This window comes from Curvibacter microcysteis (genome assembly GCF_028649455.1).
Lineage (GTDB): Bacteria > Pseudomonadota > Gammaproteobacteria > Burkholderiales > Burkholderiaceae_C > Curvibacter > Curvibacter microcysteis.
In genome coordinates, this window is sequence record NZ_JAQSIO010000002.1 from 605,573 (window position 1) to 624,463 (window position 18,891).

Annotated in this window: 16 protein-coding genes and 1 pseudogene; 9 read left to right on the forward strand and 8 right to left on the reverse strand. The window is 66.3% G+C overall.

Annotated elements, in window-relative coordinates; genetic code table 11:
- Positions 1–50: 50 nt before the first annotated feature.
- The gene (locus PSQ39_RS08000; RefSeq protein ID WP_273926198.1) at positions 51–986 is read left to right on the forward strand and encodes a LysR substrate-binding domain-containing protein; all 936 of its coding nucleotides are present in this window, start codon (positions 51–53) and stop codon (positions 984–986) included.
- A gap of 4 nt (positions 987–990) precedes the next feature.
- Here the strand turns inward: PSQ39_RS08000 and PSQ39_RS08005 are convergent, their stop codons facing one another.
- The 7 genes from PSQ39_RS08005 to PSQ39_RS08035 form a co-directional block, all read right to left on the reverse strand.
- Entirely contained in the window at positions 991–2,007 is a 1,017-nt protein-coding gene (locus PSQ39_RS08005; RefSeq protein WP_273926199.1) for a response regulator transcription factor, read from the reverse strand.
- Positions 2,008–2,075: 68 nt separating this feature from the next.
- Positions 2,076–5,987 carry a caspase family protein gene (locus tag PSQ39_RS08010; RefSeq protein ID WP_273926201.1) on the reverse strand — a complete coding sequence of 1,304 codons (3,912 nt, stop codon included), beginning with the start codon at positions 5,985–5,987 and terminating at the stop codon, positions 2,076–2,078.
- A gap of 148 nt (positions 5,988–6,135) precedes the next feature.
- Entirely contained in the window at positions 6,136–6,606 is a 471-nt protein-coding gene (locus tag PSQ39_RS08015) for a hypothetical protein (RefSeq protein WP_273926202.1), read from the reverse strand.
- Between the two features lie 143 nt (positions 6,607–6,749).
- Positions 6,750–8,393, reverse strand: coding sequence for a SulP family inorganic anion transporter (locus tag PSQ39_RS08020; RefSeq protein ID WP_273926203.1), 1,644 nt, complete (start codon positions 8,391–8,393; stop codon positions 6,750–6,752).
- Positions 8,390–8,773, reverse strand: coding sequence for a hypothetical protein (locus PSQ39_RS08025; protein WP_273926205.1), 384 nt, complete (start codon positions 8,771–8,773; stop codon positions 8,390–8,392). Before PSQ39_RS08025 ends, PSQ39_RS08020 begins: the two co-directional genes overlap by 4 nt.
- A complete protein-coding gene (locus PSQ39_RS08030; protein WP_273926207.1) occupies positions 8,770–9,432 on the reverse strand; it encodes a hypothetical protein in 663 nt (220 codons plus the stop codon). Before PSQ39_RS08030 ends, PSQ39_RS08025 begins: the two co-directional genes overlap by 4 nt.
- Positions 9,429–10,061 (reverse strand): RNA polymerase sigma factor, encoded by a 633-nt coding sequence (locus PSQ39_RS08035; protein WP_273926208.1) that lies wholly within the window; start codon positions 10,059–10,061, stop codon positions 9,429–9,431. The genes PSQ39_RS08030 and PSQ39_RS08035 overlap by 4 nt, the downstream gene beginning before the upstream one ends.
- Before the next feature lie 298 nt (positions 10,062–10,359).
- Between PSQ39_RS08035 and PSQ39_RS21765 the strand changes: the two are divergent.
- The 7 genes and pseudogenes from PSQ39_RS21765 to PSQ39_RS08065 all read left to right on the forward strand — a co-directional run.
- A pseudogene (locus PSQ39_RS21765) lies at positions 10,360–10,566 on the forward strand (double zinc ribbon domain-containing protein); the annotation flags it as partial.
- 291 nt (positions 10,567–10,857) lie between these two features.
- Positions 10,858–11,757, forward strand: coding sequence for a hypothetical protein (locus PSQ39_RS08040; protein WP_273926210.1), 900 nt, complete (start codon positions 10,858–10,860; stop codon positions 11,755–11,757).
- Between the two features lie 68 nt (positions 11,758–11,825).
- Positions 11,826–12,992 carry a zinc ribbon domain-containing protein gene (locus tag PSQ39_RS08045; RefSeq protein WP_273926212.1) on the forward strand — a complete coding sequence of 389 codons (1,167 nt, stop codon included), beginning with the start codon at positions 11,826–11,828 and terminating at the stop codon, positions 12,990–12,992.
- A 12-nt stretch (positions 12,993–13,004) separates the two neighbouring features.
- Entirely contained in the window at positions 13,005–14,228 is a 1,224-nt protein-coding gene (locus PSQ39_RS08050) for a zinc ribbon domain-containing protein (RefSeq protein WP_273926213.1), read from the forward strand.
- A 213-nt stretch (positions 14,229–14,441) separates the two neighbouring features.
- Entirely contained in the window at positions 14,442–14,756 is a 315-nt protein-coding gene (locus PSQ39_RS08055; protein ID WP_273926215.1) for a DUF883 domain-containing protein, read from the forward strand.
- Positions 14,757–14,808: 52 nt separating this feature from the next.
- A complete protein-coding gene (locus PSQ39_RS08060; RefSeq protein WP_273926216.1) occupies positions 14,809–15,204 on the forward strand; it encodes a phage holin family protein in 396 nt (131 codons plus the stop codon).
- Entirely contained in the window at positions 15,201–15,578 is a 378-nt protein-coding gene (locus PSQ39_RS08065) for a hypothetical protein (RefSeq protein ID WP_273926218.1), read from the forward strand. The genes PSQ39_RS08060 and PSQ39_RS08065 overlap by 4 nt, the downstream gene beginning before the upstream one ends.
- A 71-nt stretch (positions 15,579–15,649) precedes the next feature.
- Here PSQ39_RS08065 and PSQ39_RS08070 read toward each other — a convergent pair whose 3' ends face one another.
- Positions 15,650–16,411, reverse strand: a complete 762-nt coding sequence (locus tag PSQ39_RS08070; RefSeq protein ID WP_273926220.1) for a transglutaminase-like cysteine peptidase — start codon at positions 16,409–16,411, stop codon at positions 15,650–15,652.
- Between the two features lie 1,090 nt (positions 16,412–17,501).
- Between PSQ39_RS08070 and PSQ39_RS08075 the strand changes: the two genes are divergently transcribed.
- The gene (locus PSQ39_RS08075; protein ID WP_273926221.1) at positions 17,502–18,878 is read left to right on the forward strand and encodes an outer membrane beta-barrel protein; all 1,377 of its coding nucleotides are present in this window, start codon (positions 17,502–17,504) and stop codon (positions 18,876–18,878) included.
- Positions 18,879–18,891: the final 13 nt, after the last annotated feature.

Here is an 18,891-nt window from a genome sequence, read left to right on the forward strand (position 1 = left end):
AACATGAAAAAGTTACAATTGCCGCTCTGTGAATTCATTGAAAACGAAACGTGAACAGTCTCCCGGACAACGAAGACCTGCGTGTCTTCACCGTGGTGGTTCGCAAGTCCAGCTTTGCCGCTGCGGCGGAGGAGCTGGGCAGCTCGCCCGCCTATGTCAGCAAGCGCATCCGCCTGCTCGAGCAGGTGCTGGGTGTGCGCCTGCTGCACCGCACCACGCGCCGCGTGGCGGTGACCGAGGACGGCGAGCGCGTGTTCCACTGGGCCCAGCGCGTGCTGGACGATGTGGACCACCTGATGCAAGAGGTGGCGGTCACCCGCCAAACGCCGCGCGGCTCGCTGCGCATCAGCAGCAGCTTTGGTTTTGGCCGCCAGGTGGTGGCGCCCCTGGTGTCGCAGTTGGTGGAGCGCTACCCCGGCCTGCAGGTGCGCTTTGAGGTGTTTGACCGCCTGGTCGATGTGGCCAGCGAAGGCTTTGACCTGGACGTGCGCGTGGGCGACGACATCGCCCCGCACCTCATCGCCCGCCGACTGGCCGACAACCACCGCATCCTGTGCGCCGCACCCGCTTACCTGCAGCGCCGGGGCACGCCGCGCCACCTGCAGGACCTGAGCCAGCACGACTGCCTGGTCATCAAAGAGCGCGACCACCCTTTTGGGGTCTGGCGCCTGCACGCGGGTGCGCAGGAGGACACGGTCAAGGTCACGGGTCCACTGTCGTCCAACCACGGCGAGATCGTGGTGCGCTGGGCGCTGGACGGGCGTGGCGTGCTGCTGCGCTCCATTTGGGACGTGGCGCCCTGGCTGCAAAGCGGCGAACTGGTGCAGGTGCTGCCCGAATGGCGCCAGGAGGCCAACATCTGGGCCGTCTACCCCTCGCGCCTGAGCAACTCGGCCAAGGTGCGGGTGTGTGTGGAATTTTTGCAGGCGCAGTTGGCGCCGCTGGACCCGGGTCTGGCCCGGGCCAGCGCCGCGCCCGGCGCCTGACCCATCAGGGCATGGGGTGGTGCCCACCTCGGGCCGGGGCTTTCAGGTGGTTTTGGCCCCAGTAGGCCAGCGCCGCCTTGCCCTGGATGTTCAGCTTGCCATAGACGCTGTGCAGTTGGTTGCGCACCGTGGCGGGTGAGTTGCCTTGCTCCCTCGCGATTTCTTTGTAGCTCAGACCCTGCGCCGCCAGGGCCGCCACCCGTTGCTCGCTGGCGGTCAATTCGGCATGGCCTTGCAGGCGTTCCAACCGAAAGCGAAGCACGTCGCCACAGCGCTCCAGGCGGGCCGTGATCCGGCGTCCCTTGTAACGGTCCTGCGGGCTGTTCAGCAAGGGGTTCAACAAGGGGGGCGGCAGGCTGACCCCAGGGAATTCAGGCCACTCCAGTGCCAACCAGTCGCGCGCCTGCGGCGTGGCCACGATGATGTGGCCGCTGAGGTCGGTGATCAACTCGCAAGACGGGCTGCTGGCTCCCGTGTCCTGGTGGGTGGCCCATTTGTCGGCCAGGGTCATGGCGTTCAGGATGTGAGGCAAGGTCTGGTCGGCCAAAGCCACCTCGCTTTGCAGGTAGGCGCGCTTGGCCTGCGCGCGCCACAGCGACACCAGGGCAAAGTGGTGCCCGGTGCGCTGCGTGTGCAGCATGGCGTGGCGGGTCTCAAACAAGGCCGCGTAGTCGCGCAGGCGTTGGTTGGCGATGCCCGTCACATCCTGCGCGAAGGTCTGCCCGGGGCGGTCCATGGCCCGTTGGATCAGGCGGTCCTGGCTGCTCACCCGGCCTTCAGGGGTCAGTCGCTCACTGGTCACCTGGGCGAGCCGGTAGCGGATTTTCTCGATCCCGTTGCCGTAGGAGAGGCAGGCATTGAACCGCATGTCCTGGGATTCAAAGAGGCTCATCGAGTAGATGGCGGCCGAGTCAAAGTGCATGTGCGTGCGCAGCTGGCGCAAGGCCTGTTGGCCCAGGGCATCGGCGCGGGCCACGCTGGCATCGTGGTACAGGTCGAGTAGAAAAGGCGTGAGTTTCATGCAGTTCCAGGTTCTGGATGGCATCCGATGGGCGCAGGCGTTCTAAGAACCGCTCACTGGGCAAGGGCTCAGCGTGCTTTGGGCCGCCGCGCGAGCGCAAAGTCGTCCAAGCCGCCAGGGGGCGCGATCAGCCTGGGCGTTTGGCGACCTTGGGTCAGCGCCGGTACCCGGGTCGAGACCCAGGCATCCAGCCCTTTGTAGGTGACCTGGCCCACGCTGTAGGGGTCGGCTTTCCAGGCATCGCCCAGCCCTTCCAGCAAGGCATGCGTGAAGGCCCCATGGCGACCGGGGGCGTATTCCCAGCTCAACTGGTCGCTGCGGCTGCTGGCGAAGACCAGCACCTGGCTGTCCGGTCGGGCCAGTTCGCTGTTGAGGGCGTCCCCATTGCTCAGCCGCACGCCGCCCAGCCCGCCCGACAAGGCCGGCTGCCCCGCATGGCAGGTGTCAATGAAGAACACCGCCCGGCTGCCGCCGCCGCGCAGGTTGAGCGACAGCAAGGTGTCCTGAATGGCCTTGTAGGGCACGCCGGTGTCGGGCAGTTGCTTGAGCCGCACATCGTGCGAGCCAAAGTAGTAGCGGTGGTCCTCGCCCAGGGTGAAGCCGTGGCCGGCCAAAAACAGCATCCCCACATCGCCCTCGGCCACTTGGGACTGCAACCACTGCAGGCCATTGAGGATGGCGTCGCGTCCCGCCCCCTCGTTGGTCAGCACCCGGGCTTCCACGTCGCGGTAGCCCAGGCCGCGCTGGCGCAGCAGGGTGTCGGCAAAGGAGCGTGCATCGGCGTGCGCGTAGCTCAAGGCCGGCACCTCAGCGTCCTGGAAAGTGGACACCCCCACGGCCAGCAGCCACAGCTTGGGCCGCTGCGCCGCTTCTCCAGCCGGTGTGGCCTCTGCCGCGGACCGGCTGCGGGCTTCCTGGCCCTCCGCAGCGCCTGGCAAGGTCAGGCTCAACGGCAAGCTGCTGCCATGGCGGTTGTCCGCCTGCAGGCGCAAGCTGGTGTCGTTGGGGCCCAGGTCCAGGCGCAGTTGACGCTGGCCCTGGCTGTCGTCGCTGCTGCTCCAGCGCGTGGCGGCCAGGGCCTGGCCGTTGACCCAGACGCGCAGGCGGCGCATGGGGGCGTCGGCATGGCTGCGCACCCGCAGCGTCACCTGCACCTCGCGGCCGCCCAGGCGCTGTGGGCCCGTCACCAGCTCCAGCACCGGGGGCAGGGCTTGCGTCACCGGCGCACGGGGCTCTTGCCGCTGCGCGGACTGGTTGGCCACTTCCAGCGCTTGGTCTTCATCCAGGGTGCGCAGCACCTGGTTGATCACGTCGGGGCGGTGGTAGCGCTCGCGGAATTGCTGCAGCGGAAAGAAGTCGCTCTCCTGGTCTTTCGCGCGGTTCAGGTGCCAGCCGGCCAGCGTGTCGGCGCCTGCTGCGGCGTCAAAATAACCGGAGGGCGTCCACAGCAGCCAACGCTGCCGGTCGGGGGGCACGTACAAGGCCAGCAGTTCTTGTCCGTCTGACAGGCGGTACCAGCGCACGGTGCCGTCCCCCAGGGCGGCCACCAAGAGGCGGCCGCTGCGGTCGATGTTCACGCCCCAGGCCGGGGTGTGCAGCGCGCGCATCCACAGCCTTCGGCCGTTTGTGTCCAGCCGGTACAGCCCCAGCTGCGTTCCCAGCACAAAGCCGCTGCGGTCGGGCAATTCGGCCAGGGCGTTGCTGGGCTCATTGCGGGGCCCGCCCGGCAATTCGGGGCGCAGGTTCAGCAGCTGTCCGTTCAAGGTGGGCTGGGTGTCGTTGAGCCAGCGGGTCACGCCCAACTGGTTTTGTGAGGGGGCCAGGCCTTGGGGCAAGGTGCCTGCCCGTAGTTGCCGTCGAGCGAGGTCAAACACCAGCGGCTGGCCGCCTGCCAGTTCGTAGCCGAACTGCACGGCCTGGGCGCTGGGGTCCAGTCGCAAGCTGTCCAGGCAGCAACTGCCCCGCAAGTCGGCCCCGGGCGCTGGGCTCAGGGCCGTCCAACTGCCGGTTTCCTGGAGCCGACCCCATTGGCCATCGCCAAAGCCCAGCAGCCAGCGGCCCCCAGCCAGGGGGCGAACGGCCAAGGCGGTGCTGGCGCCAGTGGGGCGGTTGCTCAGCACCTGGCCGGTGTCGCGCGACCACACCCGGGCCAGCGTGCGGCCGTCCACACTCCATTGCCCCACGCCCAGCAGCTGGCGACCGTCGGCACTCCAGGCCACCCGGTCCAGCGAGGCCCAGGGGGCCAGGGCCCCCAGGTTCAGCTGGGCCAGCTTGGCCGGGAACTGGTTGACCAGCCCGACGGTGTCCAGCACCAGCTGGTGCTGCAGGGTGTAGCTGTCACGCACTTCCACGACGGCGCTGCCCGGTGTGGGCGCAGGTCCCCCCGCGCTGGCGGGGTGCCGGGTGTAGCCCACCGCCAAGGAGCGCCCATCGGGCGAAAACGCCAGTGTGTTGGGGTAGCTGGGCATCTTGGACACGGCCTGCACCCGCAGGGGCACGCCCACGATCTGGCGACCGCGCAGCTCCAGCAGGTAAGTGTTCAGCTGCCCGATCGAGCTGGCCAGTGCCAGTCGGCCATCCTGGGCCCAGGTGACTTTGGTGGTGACCGTCGGCGTTTGCGGGTCCAGCGGCGCCGTCAATTGCAGCGGCGGGGTCTCCGTGACCAGGCTGTACACCAGCACCTGAGCCCGGTCGCTGGTGGTGCCCACCGCCAACCAGCGGCCATCCGGGCTGAAGGCCAGATCCGACACCACGCCGGGCAGGCCCGCCAGGCGCTGGCGCATCACGCCGCTGCGCCGGTCAAACAGATACACCGACGCGCCGCCGTCCCAACTGAGGCCGGTGGCGCCGCCCGTGGCAATCAGCTCGCCGTCCGAGGACAGGGCCACGGCCAACAAGCGGCCCTCCAGCCCCTCATCCAGCGGGGGGCGAATCACCCGGAGCAGCCGGCCTTCGGGCAATTGCCACACGCGCACGGTCTTGTCGTCGCCCGCCGTCACGGCCCAGCGTCCGCTGGGCTCGGTGTCCAGGGCCCAAATCGCCCCTTGGTGCCCGCCGCTGTCCAGGCGCAGAAAAGGTTGGTCCGGCGGGCCTTCACCCCGTCGCAGGCTGGTGGCCGAAGGCGCCGCGCCCGCCGTCGGGCGGGCCGAGGCCAGCACCGGGTTGGCGCTGGGGTTCGGGCGGGCGCCGGGCTGGGCCGAGCCCGCATCCAGCCGCAGGTCGCCGACCAAGCCGCTGACCAGCCAGGGCCGCTGTTTGCCCTGGGTGTTGGCGTCGACCTCGCCCTGGGTTTGTTCTGCCAACTCCTTGAGCGAGAGCCGGGTGTTCAGCAGGTTGCGGTTGAAGGCCAGGGCGAAGGGACTGTGCTCACCCTCGCCATCGCGGGCGGTTTGGCCTGGGCTGGTGGAATACAGCTGCAAGCTGCCGCGCACGTAGGGCGGCTCGGCAAACCCTTGGCTTCCTTGGCCGCGCGAGGGCAGGCTTCGGCAGGCGTCCATGACCATCACGGACACCCGGGCGTTGGCCCCTTGCAAAACCGACTGCAGGTAGTTGATGGACAAGCCCCGGGTCTTCAACTGAACCGCGCTCACCTCTTTGGGGAACTGGTCCACCGGGATCAGGTAGTTGTTGCCGTCCACTTCCAGGCCATGCCCGGCGTAATAGACCAGGGCCAGATCGGCTTTTTGGGCGCGGCGCGCGAAGTCCTCCACGTCCTGGTTCATTTGTTGCAGGTTGCGGTCCTTCACCAGCGTGACCGCAAAGCCCAGCCGATCCAGGCTGGTGGCGATCAGCTCGGCGTCACGCACCGGGTTTTTCAGGGCCACCACCGGCGCGTAGGCCGCATTGCCGATGACCAGTGCCACTTTTCGCCCGGTGGTCTCTGCCGCGTGCACCCCGGACAGGGCCCAGAGGTGGAGCACCAGCACCAGGGCCAAGCCAGCCCACGCCCCCCACCCAAACCGTCGATGCCACTGCTTCATATGAAAAAATAGAAACAAATAGTAAATAAATGCGAGTTTAGCCAGCGCACGGATTGATCAAGCACCTGCATGTGCAAAGAAGTACTCCGACACCCGGCCAACAGGCCCGGTGTGGCGTTCTGGCTGCAAAGCGCTGACGGGGCCGTGTTCAGTGGCAGGACGCGCGTGGTTGTTGCTGTTCTTTGCAGGCTCGGGCAATGCACTGCACGAGGTGCTGGAGGGCCTTCAAGTTGCGCGCCATGACCGCCTTCAGCAGGGCCGGGTCTGGCGCTTGGTCGCTGCCCGCCAGAAAGCACTCGATGGTGGCACTCAGGCGGTAGCCTTCTTCGTCCTCGCTGCGGGGGATCAGGTAAGCCTTGGCGGCCTTGCAAGTGCGGTTGGCTTCGTTGACCACATTCAGCGCGCTGACCAGGTCCAGGCCCGTGCTTTGCTGGTTGGCAAAGCTGGGGTAGACCAGCATCAGGTACTCGGGGTCTTTGTCCGCGTCCAGGCGGACATACAGGCTGCCGAGGTCGGGGTGGCGAAAAATGACGTCTTGGTCCTCGTCGATGTGGGCCATCAGGCCCAGTTCTTCTTGGATCAGCGTTTGGTAGCGTTCTGCCAGGGTATTGGGGCGCATGGGAACCTCCTTGTATGCGGATGGGTGGGGTCAGCAGCGCGCACCGATGTGGCGGGCTGCTGACTCCCTATTCGCCATCCGGCGCAAAAGGTTGGTTGCTGGGCAGAACTTTTTTTGCAGGTCAGGCCGGCGCCCGGCCGCCATCAAGCCTGCAGGCGCTCGCCCAGCAGCGCCGTGACGGACTCGGGCGTGGCCGTGCTGCTCACGGTCACCGGGTGCTGCTGGGGGTTCCAGCGCTTCAGGGCTGCGTGCAGTTGGTGGGCGGCCTGAAAGTCCAGGTGGCTGACCTGATCCAGGTGCACTCGCCAGCCTCGCACGGGCAGGTCGGCGCGCACCGACTGAACGGCCTGAGAGATGCCCGCCAACAGCGCGGGCGTGGCTTGAAACCCCCAGGCCCCTGTCAAGCGCAGGTGCAGTTCGCCCTCGCGCCAGCTCAGCCGCCAGTGGCGGGGCTGACGGTGCAGGCCCAGCCCGATCCAGCTCAGGACCGCGCCCGCCAGCAGGCCATAGACCGAGTTGTGCAGCAGCAAGCCCACGCAGACCACCAGCAGCAACAACAACAGGGCGCGACCCAGCACGGGCTGGGGACGCTGGGTCTGCAGGGTCCAGCGCAGCAAATCGGTGAGCACCCCGGTCAGCATGTCCAGCGCCACCAGCACCACGCAGCCGGCCAGCACGGCCCGCGGCAGCTCGGCCACCCCGGGCAGGGCAAAAGCCAGGATGACGGCCAAGGTCAGGCCATGGAACAAGGGGGCTCGGCGGCCCAGCTTGTTCTGGACCTGCAGCATTTGGCTGCGGCTGAACGAGATGGCCACCGGCGGCAGGCACAGCGCACCACACAGCAGGGTGGCCAGACCGCTCACGCCCAGCTCTCGGTCCATGTTGATGGGGGTTTCCTGGGCTTTGAAACTGTTCAGGGCGCCCAGGGTGTCGGCCATGCACACGATGCCCAGGCCCGCACCGCCCAGCACCACGGTCAGCAGCCAGGCCGGCTCTTGCAGCAGCCCCAGCAGATGGCCTGCCGGGGGCCACTGGACCAGCCCGGCTTGCTCCAGCGTCACGCTGCCCAGGGTTCGGCACAGCCCCGGATGGGGCATGAAACGCAGGCACAGCGCGTAGGCCAACCAACCGACCGCCAGGCCCACCAGCATGCTGGCGGGTGACCAGCGCTTGCGCTGTGGAGGGCCCTTCTCCGTCCAGTATTTGAAGCCCAGGCTGCAGCCCACCACCAAAGCCGCCACCCCGAGGCCACGCCAGTTGCCCTCGGTGGCGCAGCTGGCCAGCTTCTGGATCTCGCTGCTGATCATGCTCACGCCGCCGGCGAACAAGGTCCCGCCCACCACCAATTGGGCCAGCAGGCTGCTGACCCGGCTGCCCCAGCGCAAGGCGGCCACCAGCAGCTGGACCAGGCCGGCCATCAGCACCAGGCAGGCCCCCAGCAGCACCACACCTTGCAAGCCCAGGGTGTGGACACTGGTGTAGTTCCAGCCCACGCTGAGCAGCCAGCCATACACCAGCATGGGGGTGGCCCGTGGGCCCGCCAAATGCTTGGGCACCTGGGACAGCAGCTGCGCGATGAACACCGCCACCATCACCGCCGCGACGCAGCGCAAGCTGGTCAGGCTGACCCAGTTGGGCACCCCGGCTGCCAGCTTGGCGGGGGTGGCCGAACTGGCCATCGACAGGTATTCATTGAAAAACACCACGGCGCTGATGGCGCCCATCAGCACGTCCGGCCCCAAAGTGGCCGTGGGCAGGCGTGGCCGGGTGCTTGCCAGCCCCTTCATGGCTGAACCGTGCACAGCGGGTTGCTCTGCACGGCGTCCGCCAGCTCGCCCAGGCTGGCGCGCACCGCATCCGGCCCCTGACCGGGGACGTTCAACTCAAAGGCGCCGCGCTCATTGGGGCCTTGCACGATGTTGGCGTTGAAGTTCAGCATCCAGCGGCGCAGGTCGCGCACCGTGGCCCCCGGTGCAAAGGCCACCTCCAACGCGCCACAGGCGCTGTCGCCGCCGCCTCGGGTGCCACCGTCCGCACTGCGCGCGGGCGGGCTCTGCCAGGCGGCCATCAGCCCCAAGGCCACCCCCATCTGCACCATCAGCAGCATCAAGACCACACTGACCCGCTGGCCGCACCAAGCGGCGGCTTTCTCCAACCATTGCTTCATTGTTTTTCCTTGTCGGGGTGCGCCGGGGCACCGGGGCATGAGGGGTTGGCTTCCAGCTGTTGGGCCAGGTCCCCCAGGCTGTGTTGCAGGGTCGGCAGATCGCCACCGGCTTGCAAGCCATAGCGGCCAAGGCTGTCCGGTCCGCTGAGGACTTGCCAGCCGTTTTGCAGCAGCGCCCGATTCAGCTCTGCCTGCGTGAGGTCACCGCGCCAGCGCACCAACCAGGGGGCGCAGTGGGCGGCCGAGCCGCGTTCCAGACCTTGTTCAGCCCCGGTCGGCGGGAGCGGGCTGGCGGGCCACAACAGCACCAGCAAGGCCAAGGACTGCAGCGCCAGCACGGAGCCCGTGGCCAGGCTGTGCCGGTGCATGAATTGGGCCAGGGCTTCGCGCCAGCGGCGCCGCCTTGGCAGGCTCACGGCGCCGGGGGCGCCCAGGCGCTGCGCAAAGGCTTGACGCGCGGCGTCTTGGCCGGCTTCAAATTGCTGCTCGGCCTTGAGTTGCGCCAAGCCGCCCAGCACCGCCAGGCGGCTGGGCGAGGGCTGGCCCGCTGCGGCGTCTTGCAACTGGGCTTGTTCTGTGGCGCTCAGGGGGCGGTAAAGCGCCTCGACCAGCAAGTCGTCCTCGGGGCGCAGCGGGGGCTCGTGGTCCGGCAGGCTCATGGCGACACGCTTTGGGTGGGTGCTTGGCTCTTCATGCACAGCTGCAGCTTCTTGATGGCCGAGAACATGCGGCTTTTGACGGTCTCCACCTTGCCCAGGCCCAGGCGCTGGGCGGTCTCGGCTTGCGACTCGTCAGCCAAGCGCCCTTGCACCACGGAACGCAGCGGGGCGCTCAATTGGTTCAGGCAGTGGCTCAACAGCTGCAATTGGTGTTCCAACTCCCAGGCCTCGGGTGGGCGATTTTGATGCGATTTATACAGCTCGCGTTGCAGCCAGGCTTCTCCCTGGGGCGTGTCCATCAATTCATCAATCGATACCTTGGCCAGGTCTTTGGCTTGCTTGCGCCATGAATCGATCAGTTTGCGGGGGGCTATTTGCCGTGCCAAATACGTCGTCAGCGCTTGTGCATAAGCGGTGCTGTGGGGCAGGGCATCACATTCAAACCCTTTGATTTTGCCGTCTACCAAATCGGCCAAGGTCTGGCTGATGGCGTCTTCGGCGTCGTCGCCTGTCACGCTGGGGTATTCAAAGTGAAATCGGCTCAGGGCGTGGCGCCGCAATCCGTCCACAAATGAATCACGGGCGGCGCTGGCGCGGCGCAAATGATCAAGAAACAAAGGGATGGACATGGGGCAACAGACGGGGCCGAGGGGCTGAATCCAGGTCCGTCTGAACACAGACGGTGGATTAAAAATGCCAAGCGGGTGATTTTAGGGGGCGCCTCGGACGGAAGTAGGCGCAGCCGTGCGGTATCTCTGCCACATAGAACACTGTTCTATGGAACACCCCGTGGGCCTTGCTTAACATCCGCGCGAGTCAAGGCGGATGTGGTGTTTTGCATTCCGATTCGTCTTGTTTTTTCATTGTGGCCCCAGCGCCGCAGGGGTGGGCGTCCACCTCTGACCCCAGACGAATACCGGAGGTTTTGTGCATTGCCCTTCCTGCCACCAAGAAGTAGCGGACACCGCCAAGTTCTGTCGGCACTGCCGCGCGGATTTGCGCGTTCCAGCCGCCATGGGCGCTGTGGCTGCCCCGGCCCCGGCAGAGGCCAAGGTGCCGCCGGCCCCTGCCGCGCCTGAGACCAAGCCATGCCCCCATTGCAACCAGCCGGTGGGTTGGTTGGCCCGCTTCTGCAAGGGCTGCGGGCAGGGCATTGAACAGGCGCTGGCGCCCGTCCAGCCCCCCGAGGTTCAAGCGCCTGCGCTGGAAAAAGCCGTTGCCGCCGCTGCGCCCGCTTGGCCTGTGGCCGAGCCGGTGGCACCTGAACCGGTGGTCTCCGTGGCTCCGCCACCCGAGCCCGAGCCCGAGCCCGAGCCCGAGCCTGAACCTGCACCAGCTCCAGCTCCAGCTCCAGCTCCAGCTCCAGCTCCAGCGCCTGTTCCAGCTCCAGCGCCTGTTCCAGTGGCCGAGCCTGAAGCGGCGCCCATGCCCCAGCCGGTCGACCTGCCTCTTGAGCCCACTCCGCCAGCTGCCGAGCCGCCCATGGCCAGCGTGACCAGCGCGCCCACAGCGCCGGCCGAGGCCTCGCCGGAGACCGAGCCGGGCTCCGCCGAGATCTTGATTGCCGAGGGGCCGAACCCCAGCTCGACGGCCACGGAGCAGGGCGGTGACACGCGACGTGGCTTGGTGTTGGGCGCCATCGCATTGGCTGCGGTGCTGGCGGCGGGGGGCGGCTGGTGGGCTTGGCAGCGGGCAGCGCCGTCGGCAGCACCTGTTTCGGCACCGGCGTCAGCGGTCAGTGCCAGCCCGGCGGTGACCCCGGCAACGACAGAGACCACCGCCTCGCCGACCGAATCTGCCGCCGCCGTGCCGCCCGCCAGCCCGGCCCCCACTGAGGCGGCGCCTGCCCCAACCACCGCCTCGGCCACCCCCACTGCCACCGCCACCACAGCCGCGGCGGGGGCTGCCCCCAGCAGCGACGCCGACAAAGCCGCCGCCAAGCTCGCTGCCGACAAAAAGCTGCAAGAGCAAGCCAAGGCCAAGAAGCTGGCCGAGGCACGCCAGGCCGAAGAGGCCAAGCGGGCGGCCGACGCACGCCGTGCCCAAGAGCAGGCGGCTGCGCGTCAGGCCGAGCAAGAGCGTGCCGCGCACGCCCAGGAGGCCGCTCGCCAGCAGGCCGAAGCCAATGCGCGGGCTGCCGCCACGGCCAACCCATCGCAGCTACCCGCATGGTTGGGGGCTTTGCGCAGCGATCTGGAGGCCTGCTCGCGTCAACCCTTCTTGCAAAAAGTGGTCTGTACCGAACAAGCCAACTGGAAGCACTGCCCGGGCCACTGGGGGCAAGTGCCTGAATGCCGTGAAAGCCGCACCCAGCGCACGCCTTGATCGCGGGGCCGGCGGCCCGTGCTTGATCTGATTTTTTGCCAATCACTGAATAAAAAAGAGGGAACACCATGTCACACAACGAAACACGCGCCACGCCTGCGGCATCCAGCCTGATGGAGCTGCTGCTGCGCTCCGGCGAGGCCTTGCAGAACCGGCAGGCGCTGAGCACTTTGATCGTCACCGCCGTGGGAGCGGTGTTGCTGATCATGGCCTCGGCCAGCACGGGCCAAGGGGTGGTCATCGCGCTTGGGGGGCTGTTGGCCCTGGTGCTGGTGCACTCTGGTTTGTCGGCGGCGGGCATCCAGTTGATGGACCAGGCTCTGGGGGGCCAGCCCCGTCCCATGGCGGCGGCCTTGTTGGATGGTTTGTTCGCGGCAGGCAAGCTGCTGTGCCTGGCCTTGCTGGCGGGCCTGGGACTCGCTGTGGGCCTGCTGGTGTTGGCCGTGGCGTTGTTGCTGTGCAAGATCCCGGTGCTGGGCAGCTTGCTCATCACGGTGCTCCTGCCCGCCGGGGTGCTGACGGTGGCGTTTGTGTACGCCGCCTTGTACTTCTCGATGGCCATGGTGGGGCCCGCCGTGTGGTCGGGCTCGTCGATTCGCCATGCGGTGTCCACCTTGTACGTGTTGGCCACCCAGCGCCTGGTGCAAACCGCTTTGGGCGTGGTGCTGCACACCGTCTTGATGACCTTGATTTCGTCGATGCTGGTGGGCTTCATCAGCTTTGGCGTGCTGACCGTGGGCGGGATGAGCGCGGGCATTCTGGCCAGCAATAACCTGCAGGGCTTTGGCATGCACATGCTCATGCGGGCGATGAGCGGCATGGGCGGTGACAACGGCCTGCTCCTGGGGGCCGGTTTTGGCTTGGGCATCTTGGGGGCTTTGGTGGCGGCCAGCCTGCTGTCCATGTTCATCCTGGGGCTGAACCGCTTGTTTTTGCACTTGACGGCCGAGCTGGACGTCTCCAGCGCCGACGCGGGCCTGAGCGAGCAGATTCAACGCGCCAAGGAGCGCGCCCGCCAATTGCAAGAAGACGCCCGCCGCCGCGCTGCCGAAGCCCGCGAGCGCGCCGAGCAAGGCCGCCTGAACCCGGGCCCCACCAGCCCAGGGGCGCCCACTGCGGCGCCGCAAGTGGTGGCCACTTCCCCGGCACCGGCCGCCTTGAGCTGCCGCCATTGCCAGGCGCCCGTCGAAGCGGGCGACCGTTTCTGCGAGAACTGCGGCCAATCTTTGGTCTGAGTGAGGTCGCCGATGAAACGCTTTTGCCATGCCTGTGGCACCGAACAAGCCCTGGACGCCACGTTTTGCGAAGAGTGCGGTGAAACCTTGCGGCCCCCGCGCTCGGCGGCTGGGGCCGCTGCGCAGATTGCCTCAGCCCCAGCCCCAGCCCCAAGCGCTGGCGCCCCCAGTGCCCGCCCGGGGCGCCAAAGGCGCCCATGGACCCCCAAGACCTTGGCGCTGGTTGCTGCTGCCGCCGTGTTGGTGCTGGGCGGCGGTGGCGCGGCCTGGTGGGCGCTGGCCTCCCGCGACGCCACCGAGGCCGAACTGCGCGAGGGCCTGAAGGACTGGTTGGCCACCGACGCCAAAAAGCAACTCAACCGCCCCTGCCTGAGCAACTTTGACTACGCCAAAAGCCCGGTTTACATCGACGCGGGCAACCAGCAGGCGGTGGATTGGTTGACCGCCTTGACCCAGGCTGAGCTGTACACAGGGCCTGATCCTGTGGTCCAGCAGGGCCTCTTTGGCGCGCGTTTGTTGCGCTACGAGAAGACGCCCAAGGCAGCGCAATTTGTCTCGGGTCGGCAGCTCTGCGCTGCCAGCACCTTGGGCTTGGAAAGCCTGAAATTTGACCCCAAGGCGGTGCTCAAGCAGGAGGGCCAGCGCATCCAGCCGGGCACGGCGCGCATCCTCTGGGCTGACCGTGCGGACTGGAGCCTGGTGGCGCCCTTCAAGTCCGAATTCGATGGGCAGTTCTCGACGGAAGAACGCGCCGTTCGCTGGATTGCACAAGACCAGGGCTGGCGGGCGCTGACCCAAGCCGAGCAAGAGGCTGCGCAAGCCAAGCTGCCCCGAGGCGGCGATCAGGGCCACCAGACCGACGCCGATGGGGTGTCCCTTTGGGGGCGCCTGAGCGGTCTGTTTTCGGGTTTGACGGGCAGCACCCCGGAGAGCGTCGCCGAGGCCGCCTTCCGGGCCCAGCAGGACTGTGACCCCAAGCGCTTCAGTGAGTACTTTCGGGAGCCTTCGATCACCCAAGAGGTCATGCAAACCCAAATGACCATGTACTGCGCGATCCAGGCGCGCAGTGCTGACAAGGGCGACAAGATCGCCTCGCTCAAGTCCACCCGCGTGGGGGGCGCTGGCGACAAAGTGCGGGTGCGCTTGGACGTGACGTTCGCGAGCGGCAAGACGGACTCTCAGGTCCTCATCGTGGAGAAAGTCGACGGCCGCTGGTGGTCCCGGCTCAATCTCTGAGGCCGTCGGGGCGCGGGGTGTTGGCTCCACCCGTGGGGTGCGCGCCGGCCCTGCACCCCGTCGTCGAAGCGCGTTGCTGGGGCATTTGGTTTGCACCTGCTTACAACCCTACTTTGATCGCAGTCAATCCCGGGTCTGTGGGGGTGTTTAAGATGGCTCTGTGCCCATCGGCTGACATATGGCTTGGCCGGGGCCTGAAATCAGGAGAGAACCATGGCCTCTAGCAACAGCGACAGCAGCCGTCCCGTGACCCACTCGGAGCTCGACAACCTGGTCGCCGACCTGCGCAACCTGATCACCCGCAAAGAACTCGACGCCGTGCCTGAAATCAAGGCCCTGCGCGAGCGCATGGACGCCGGCCTGGAGTCGGTGCGCGCCAGCGCCGTGCAAGCCGCGCACGACGCTGCCCGCCAAGCCCGAGACGCCGCCCGCGCCGCCGACGACTATGCCCACGACGAACCCTGGCGCGTGGCCGGTGCCGCACTGGCGGTGGGCGCCCTGATCGGCTTCTTGCTGGGCCGCCGCTGATGCGTGACGCAGGCCCCCGCCTGCCACGCCGTGGGCCTGCCGGGGCAGGCGCATGAAGTGGCTGTCCTTTTTGGGGCTGGACCAGCGCGTGCAACGCGTGCGCCAAGGTGCGGCCGACCTGGCCCAGGCGGCGGAAGACCGGGTCGAGCTGCTGACCATCGAGTGGGCCGAAGAAAAGCAGCGCCTGCAGCGCATCGTGCTGCTGGCCGTGCTGGGCGCGGTGCTGACCTCGGTGGTGTTGATCGTCTTGTCGGCCGCGGTCATGGTGCAGTTTTGGGACACGCCTTGGCGTGTCACCGTGGCCTGGTCGGTGGCTGGGGTCTGGCTGCTGCTGTGGCTGGGCCTGGCGCTGGCCCTGGTGCAGGCGCTGCGCGCGGGGCACCGGGCGTTTGCCTTGACCCGGCGCGAGTTGCTGCGTGACTGGCACGAACTGAAGGACGGTTTATGAGCCGCGACGCCTCCACCTCCTCGACCCCTTCTACCCAATCCAGCTCGACCGGCCTGCCTGGCCGCGAAGCCCCCAGGCCGCCAAGCCCTGAAGAGCGCAAAGGCCAGTTGCTGGAGCGCATCGAGCGCCAACGCCTGCTGCGCCAAACCCGGCGCATCCAAGCCGCCATTGCCACCTTGCAAGCCGAAGGCCCCGCCAGCGCGAGCGGCGACAGGGCGGGCGACGGGTTTCCGCGCAGCCAGTTGATGCGGACTTTGACCCGCCAGCCGCTGTTGGTGGCTGCCGCTGCCGGCATGTTTTTGCTGATGGGCCCGCGCCGCGTGGTGGGCCTGGCCAGTTGGGTCCTGCCCATGTTGATGCGCCGCCTGGGCTGAAGGCTGGCGCCCGGCAAAGGCCAGGTGCTCGTGCCTTTGGGCGCCCAGCCGCTGCGGCTGGGCCGTGTTTTTTACATCTGCTGTTCGCGCGCCATTTTGGCCAGCATGTCTTTCCACAAACGCACTTGGCTGGAGCCGCCCTTGCGCGTCAGCCCATTGGCCAGCCACAGGTCGTCGTCGTTGAAGCTGTAGACCGGCTCCAGGTCGGTGCGCTGTGAGGCGGGGCGGATGACGGGGTTCAGGTTGTCCAGGATCAGCGGGTCAGCGTCGGGCGTGGGGTAATAGGCCAGCACCATGTGCGCCTCGTTCAGGCGCAGGGCGCGCACGTAGGTGATGCGCAGGCGCTCAATGGGCACGCCCAGCTCTTTGAGCATCAGGTACTTGGCCACGGCGTAATCCTCGCAGTCGCCACCCAGGCTGCCCAGCAGCTCGACAGGGGTGGCCCAGTAATCGTCCATGCCCCAGTGTTGCCGGTCAGAGTAATACGGCACCTGGTTGAAAAAATCATTGGACCGGGCCAGTTGGCTGGTGAGCTCCATCCGGCCCGCCTCTTTGGCCTGCAGCGAATCGCGCACGATGCGCTGCCAGGTCAGCAAGCGGGCGGGCGCATCAGGGCCCCATTGGCGGTCGGCCCAACTCAGCAGGTTGCGCGAAAAATCCACCACCCCGGCCTGCGCCCAGGTCCAGGCCCCCAAGGCCAACACCAGCACCAAGGCGCTGGCCAGGCCGGCTGCCACCCAGCGGCGCAGCGCAGGGCTGGCCAAGCGCTGGCCCGCCGACCAGGGCAGGGTGGGGCAGTCGCTGTGACGGACGGGGGCGTTGAGGCCGGGCATGCCGCGTATGGGAAGGGAAAGAGAAAGGGCTAAAAAGTCGTCAGAAAGCGGCTGGCCAGCGCAGGCGCGCCAGGGCCGGTGGCGCTTGCACTGGGTAAAAGCTGCCGCGCCAAGGATAGCGCCAATTGCACACGCCGGTTAAGCGCGAACCGTGCCACCCCAGCTTTGGCACCCCGGCTGTGGTGCGGGGGCATCAAGTCGCCCTGGTGGGTGGGGCTGCCCGCTTGGGCTTGGGGTATTTGAAGGCCATTCAAATGAATGGCTCGTTTCTGATTTTCAATGGTTTTTATTTTTGGGGCTGATTTATTCATTGTTGGGTGAATATCATTTGTTTAAAATCAGGGCTGAATAAGCCTGTCAAATGCCCGCGCATCAATAGGTTTTCTGTAAACTGATGCAAGTTAATCGATGCTGAGCTTTGAATGTGCGTCCAATGTCGCTTGGAAGTATCGCAATGCGCGTACACGTCAGGTCGCTGGCGGCGGCGGTTTGACCGCTGGTCTTCGCACTGCTGAAAGTGCTGCGCAGGGGGGCTGCGCTTGATCGCGTAGTGCCTGCTTTGTCCAGAGCGGGCCGGGTGCAGGCTTGATGGTCGTCAGCAAGCTTGCTGGGGCTTCACCCACTGTTGTAGCTTGGCGACAATTTCGGCGCCGTTTGAACCACTGGCTTGCCAAACCGTGCCGCTGACCCCCCGCCGCGCTAAGACCTGCCCGCCAACGCACCAACTTGGTGACTTTGCCAAAAATGCAACTGCGCAGCCGCCACGGTGCAGAGTTCTCTTTAAAACTGATTGAACTGATGTTTTGTGCATCAGTTTAAGTTGATTTAACCGCGCCCTGTTTGGTCAGGATACCCCGATTGGGTGATGTGCTGCTGATGACAGCCGGCCCCGGAAGGCCTAACTTAGAATCTCAGGCCGATTAATTACAAGTTTGTCACATTGCGTTAGAGCCGGATTATTAGGGTAAACGCGAAAATTTTGACGGTGCGTGATAACATCCAGATACATCTGTGCGTACCAGATGGTTTCAGGCGAGGCGAGGCCAGCCCACGGCCCCGGAAACATCAACCAACCTTGGACGTCCCCAACATGAAAAAATTCTTCCTGCACCCCTTGGCCCTGGCGGCCGCCTCCCTGTCCATCGCTTCGTTGGCCCAGGCTCAGCAAGCTGCAAGCAACGACGCTGCAGCCAGCACCACCACCCCTGCGGCCACCAACACGGCCCCAGCCTCCAATGGCGGCACCCTGGGTGGTTTGTTCAACGCCCCGGGCACAACGGGCAGCTCCAGCCAACTGTCGGCCACGCCCTCGTATGAGCTGGCTGGCATTGGCCGCCGTGACGCCACGCAAGAGCGCATCTTGACCTCGGCCACCAATGGCCTGCCGATTCGTTTTGACAACGGCATTTACGTTTACACCTCGGCCACTGGTGGCCTGGGTCACAACAGCAACGTGTCGGGTGTCAACACCGGCGCCATCTCCAGCAACTTCTACTCGGTGCAACCCGAAGTGGTGGGCGAGCTGAAGAAGGCCGGCGACCGCTACACCCTGCGTTACGCTGGCAACTACACCAAGTACACCGGCAGCAGCGCTGACAACTTCAACCACCACTTTTTCGACCTGGCTGGCGACAACTACTTTGACAGCCGTACCCGCCTGGGTTGGGACTTGGGTTATGTGGACCAAACCGACGCCCGCGGCTCGACCAGCGTGACCGTCAACACCCCCAACCGTTGGACGGCCCCCACGGCCCGTGCGCTGTTGGCCTATGGCGCGCCCCAGGCGCAAGGCCGGGTGGAATTGGAAGGTAACTACGTTCAAAAGCGTTACCAAAACAATCGTGACGTCACCGCCAGCTTTGACACCGACTTGACCACCGTGTCGGGCCGCTTCTTCTACCGTGTGATGCCGCGTACCTCGATGATTTTTGAGCTGCGCCAAACCAATGCGGACTACAAGACCGCCACGATCAGCACCAACACCGATCGACGCTACTACGTGGGCGCCACCTGGGAAGCCACGGCCAAGACCTCGGGCACTTTCAAAATTGGTTACGCAGAGAAGAAGTTCTCTAACGCACCGATCAAGGCCACGGGCGTGTCGTGGGAAGGTGGCCTGCGCTGGTCGCCGCTCACCTATTCGACCTTTGACCTGATCACCAGCAAGGCCCCGGCGGACTCGACCGGTGTGGGTAACTACCTGATGAACACGGCCACCAGCCTGCAGTGGAACCACCGCTGGGCCAGCAACCTGAGCAGCCGCGCTTCTGTGGGCACGGTCAAGACCGACTTCTCGGGCGCTGGCCGCACCGACACCACCAACAACGTCGGCATTGGTGCCTTCTACGAACTGGGCCGCAACTGGCGCGCTGGTGCGGAGTACACCTACACCGATCGCTCGTCCAACCAAAATACCTTTAACTTCAATCGCAACGTGACCTACGTTTCGATCCAAGGTACTTTGTAATTTAAACAGGGGT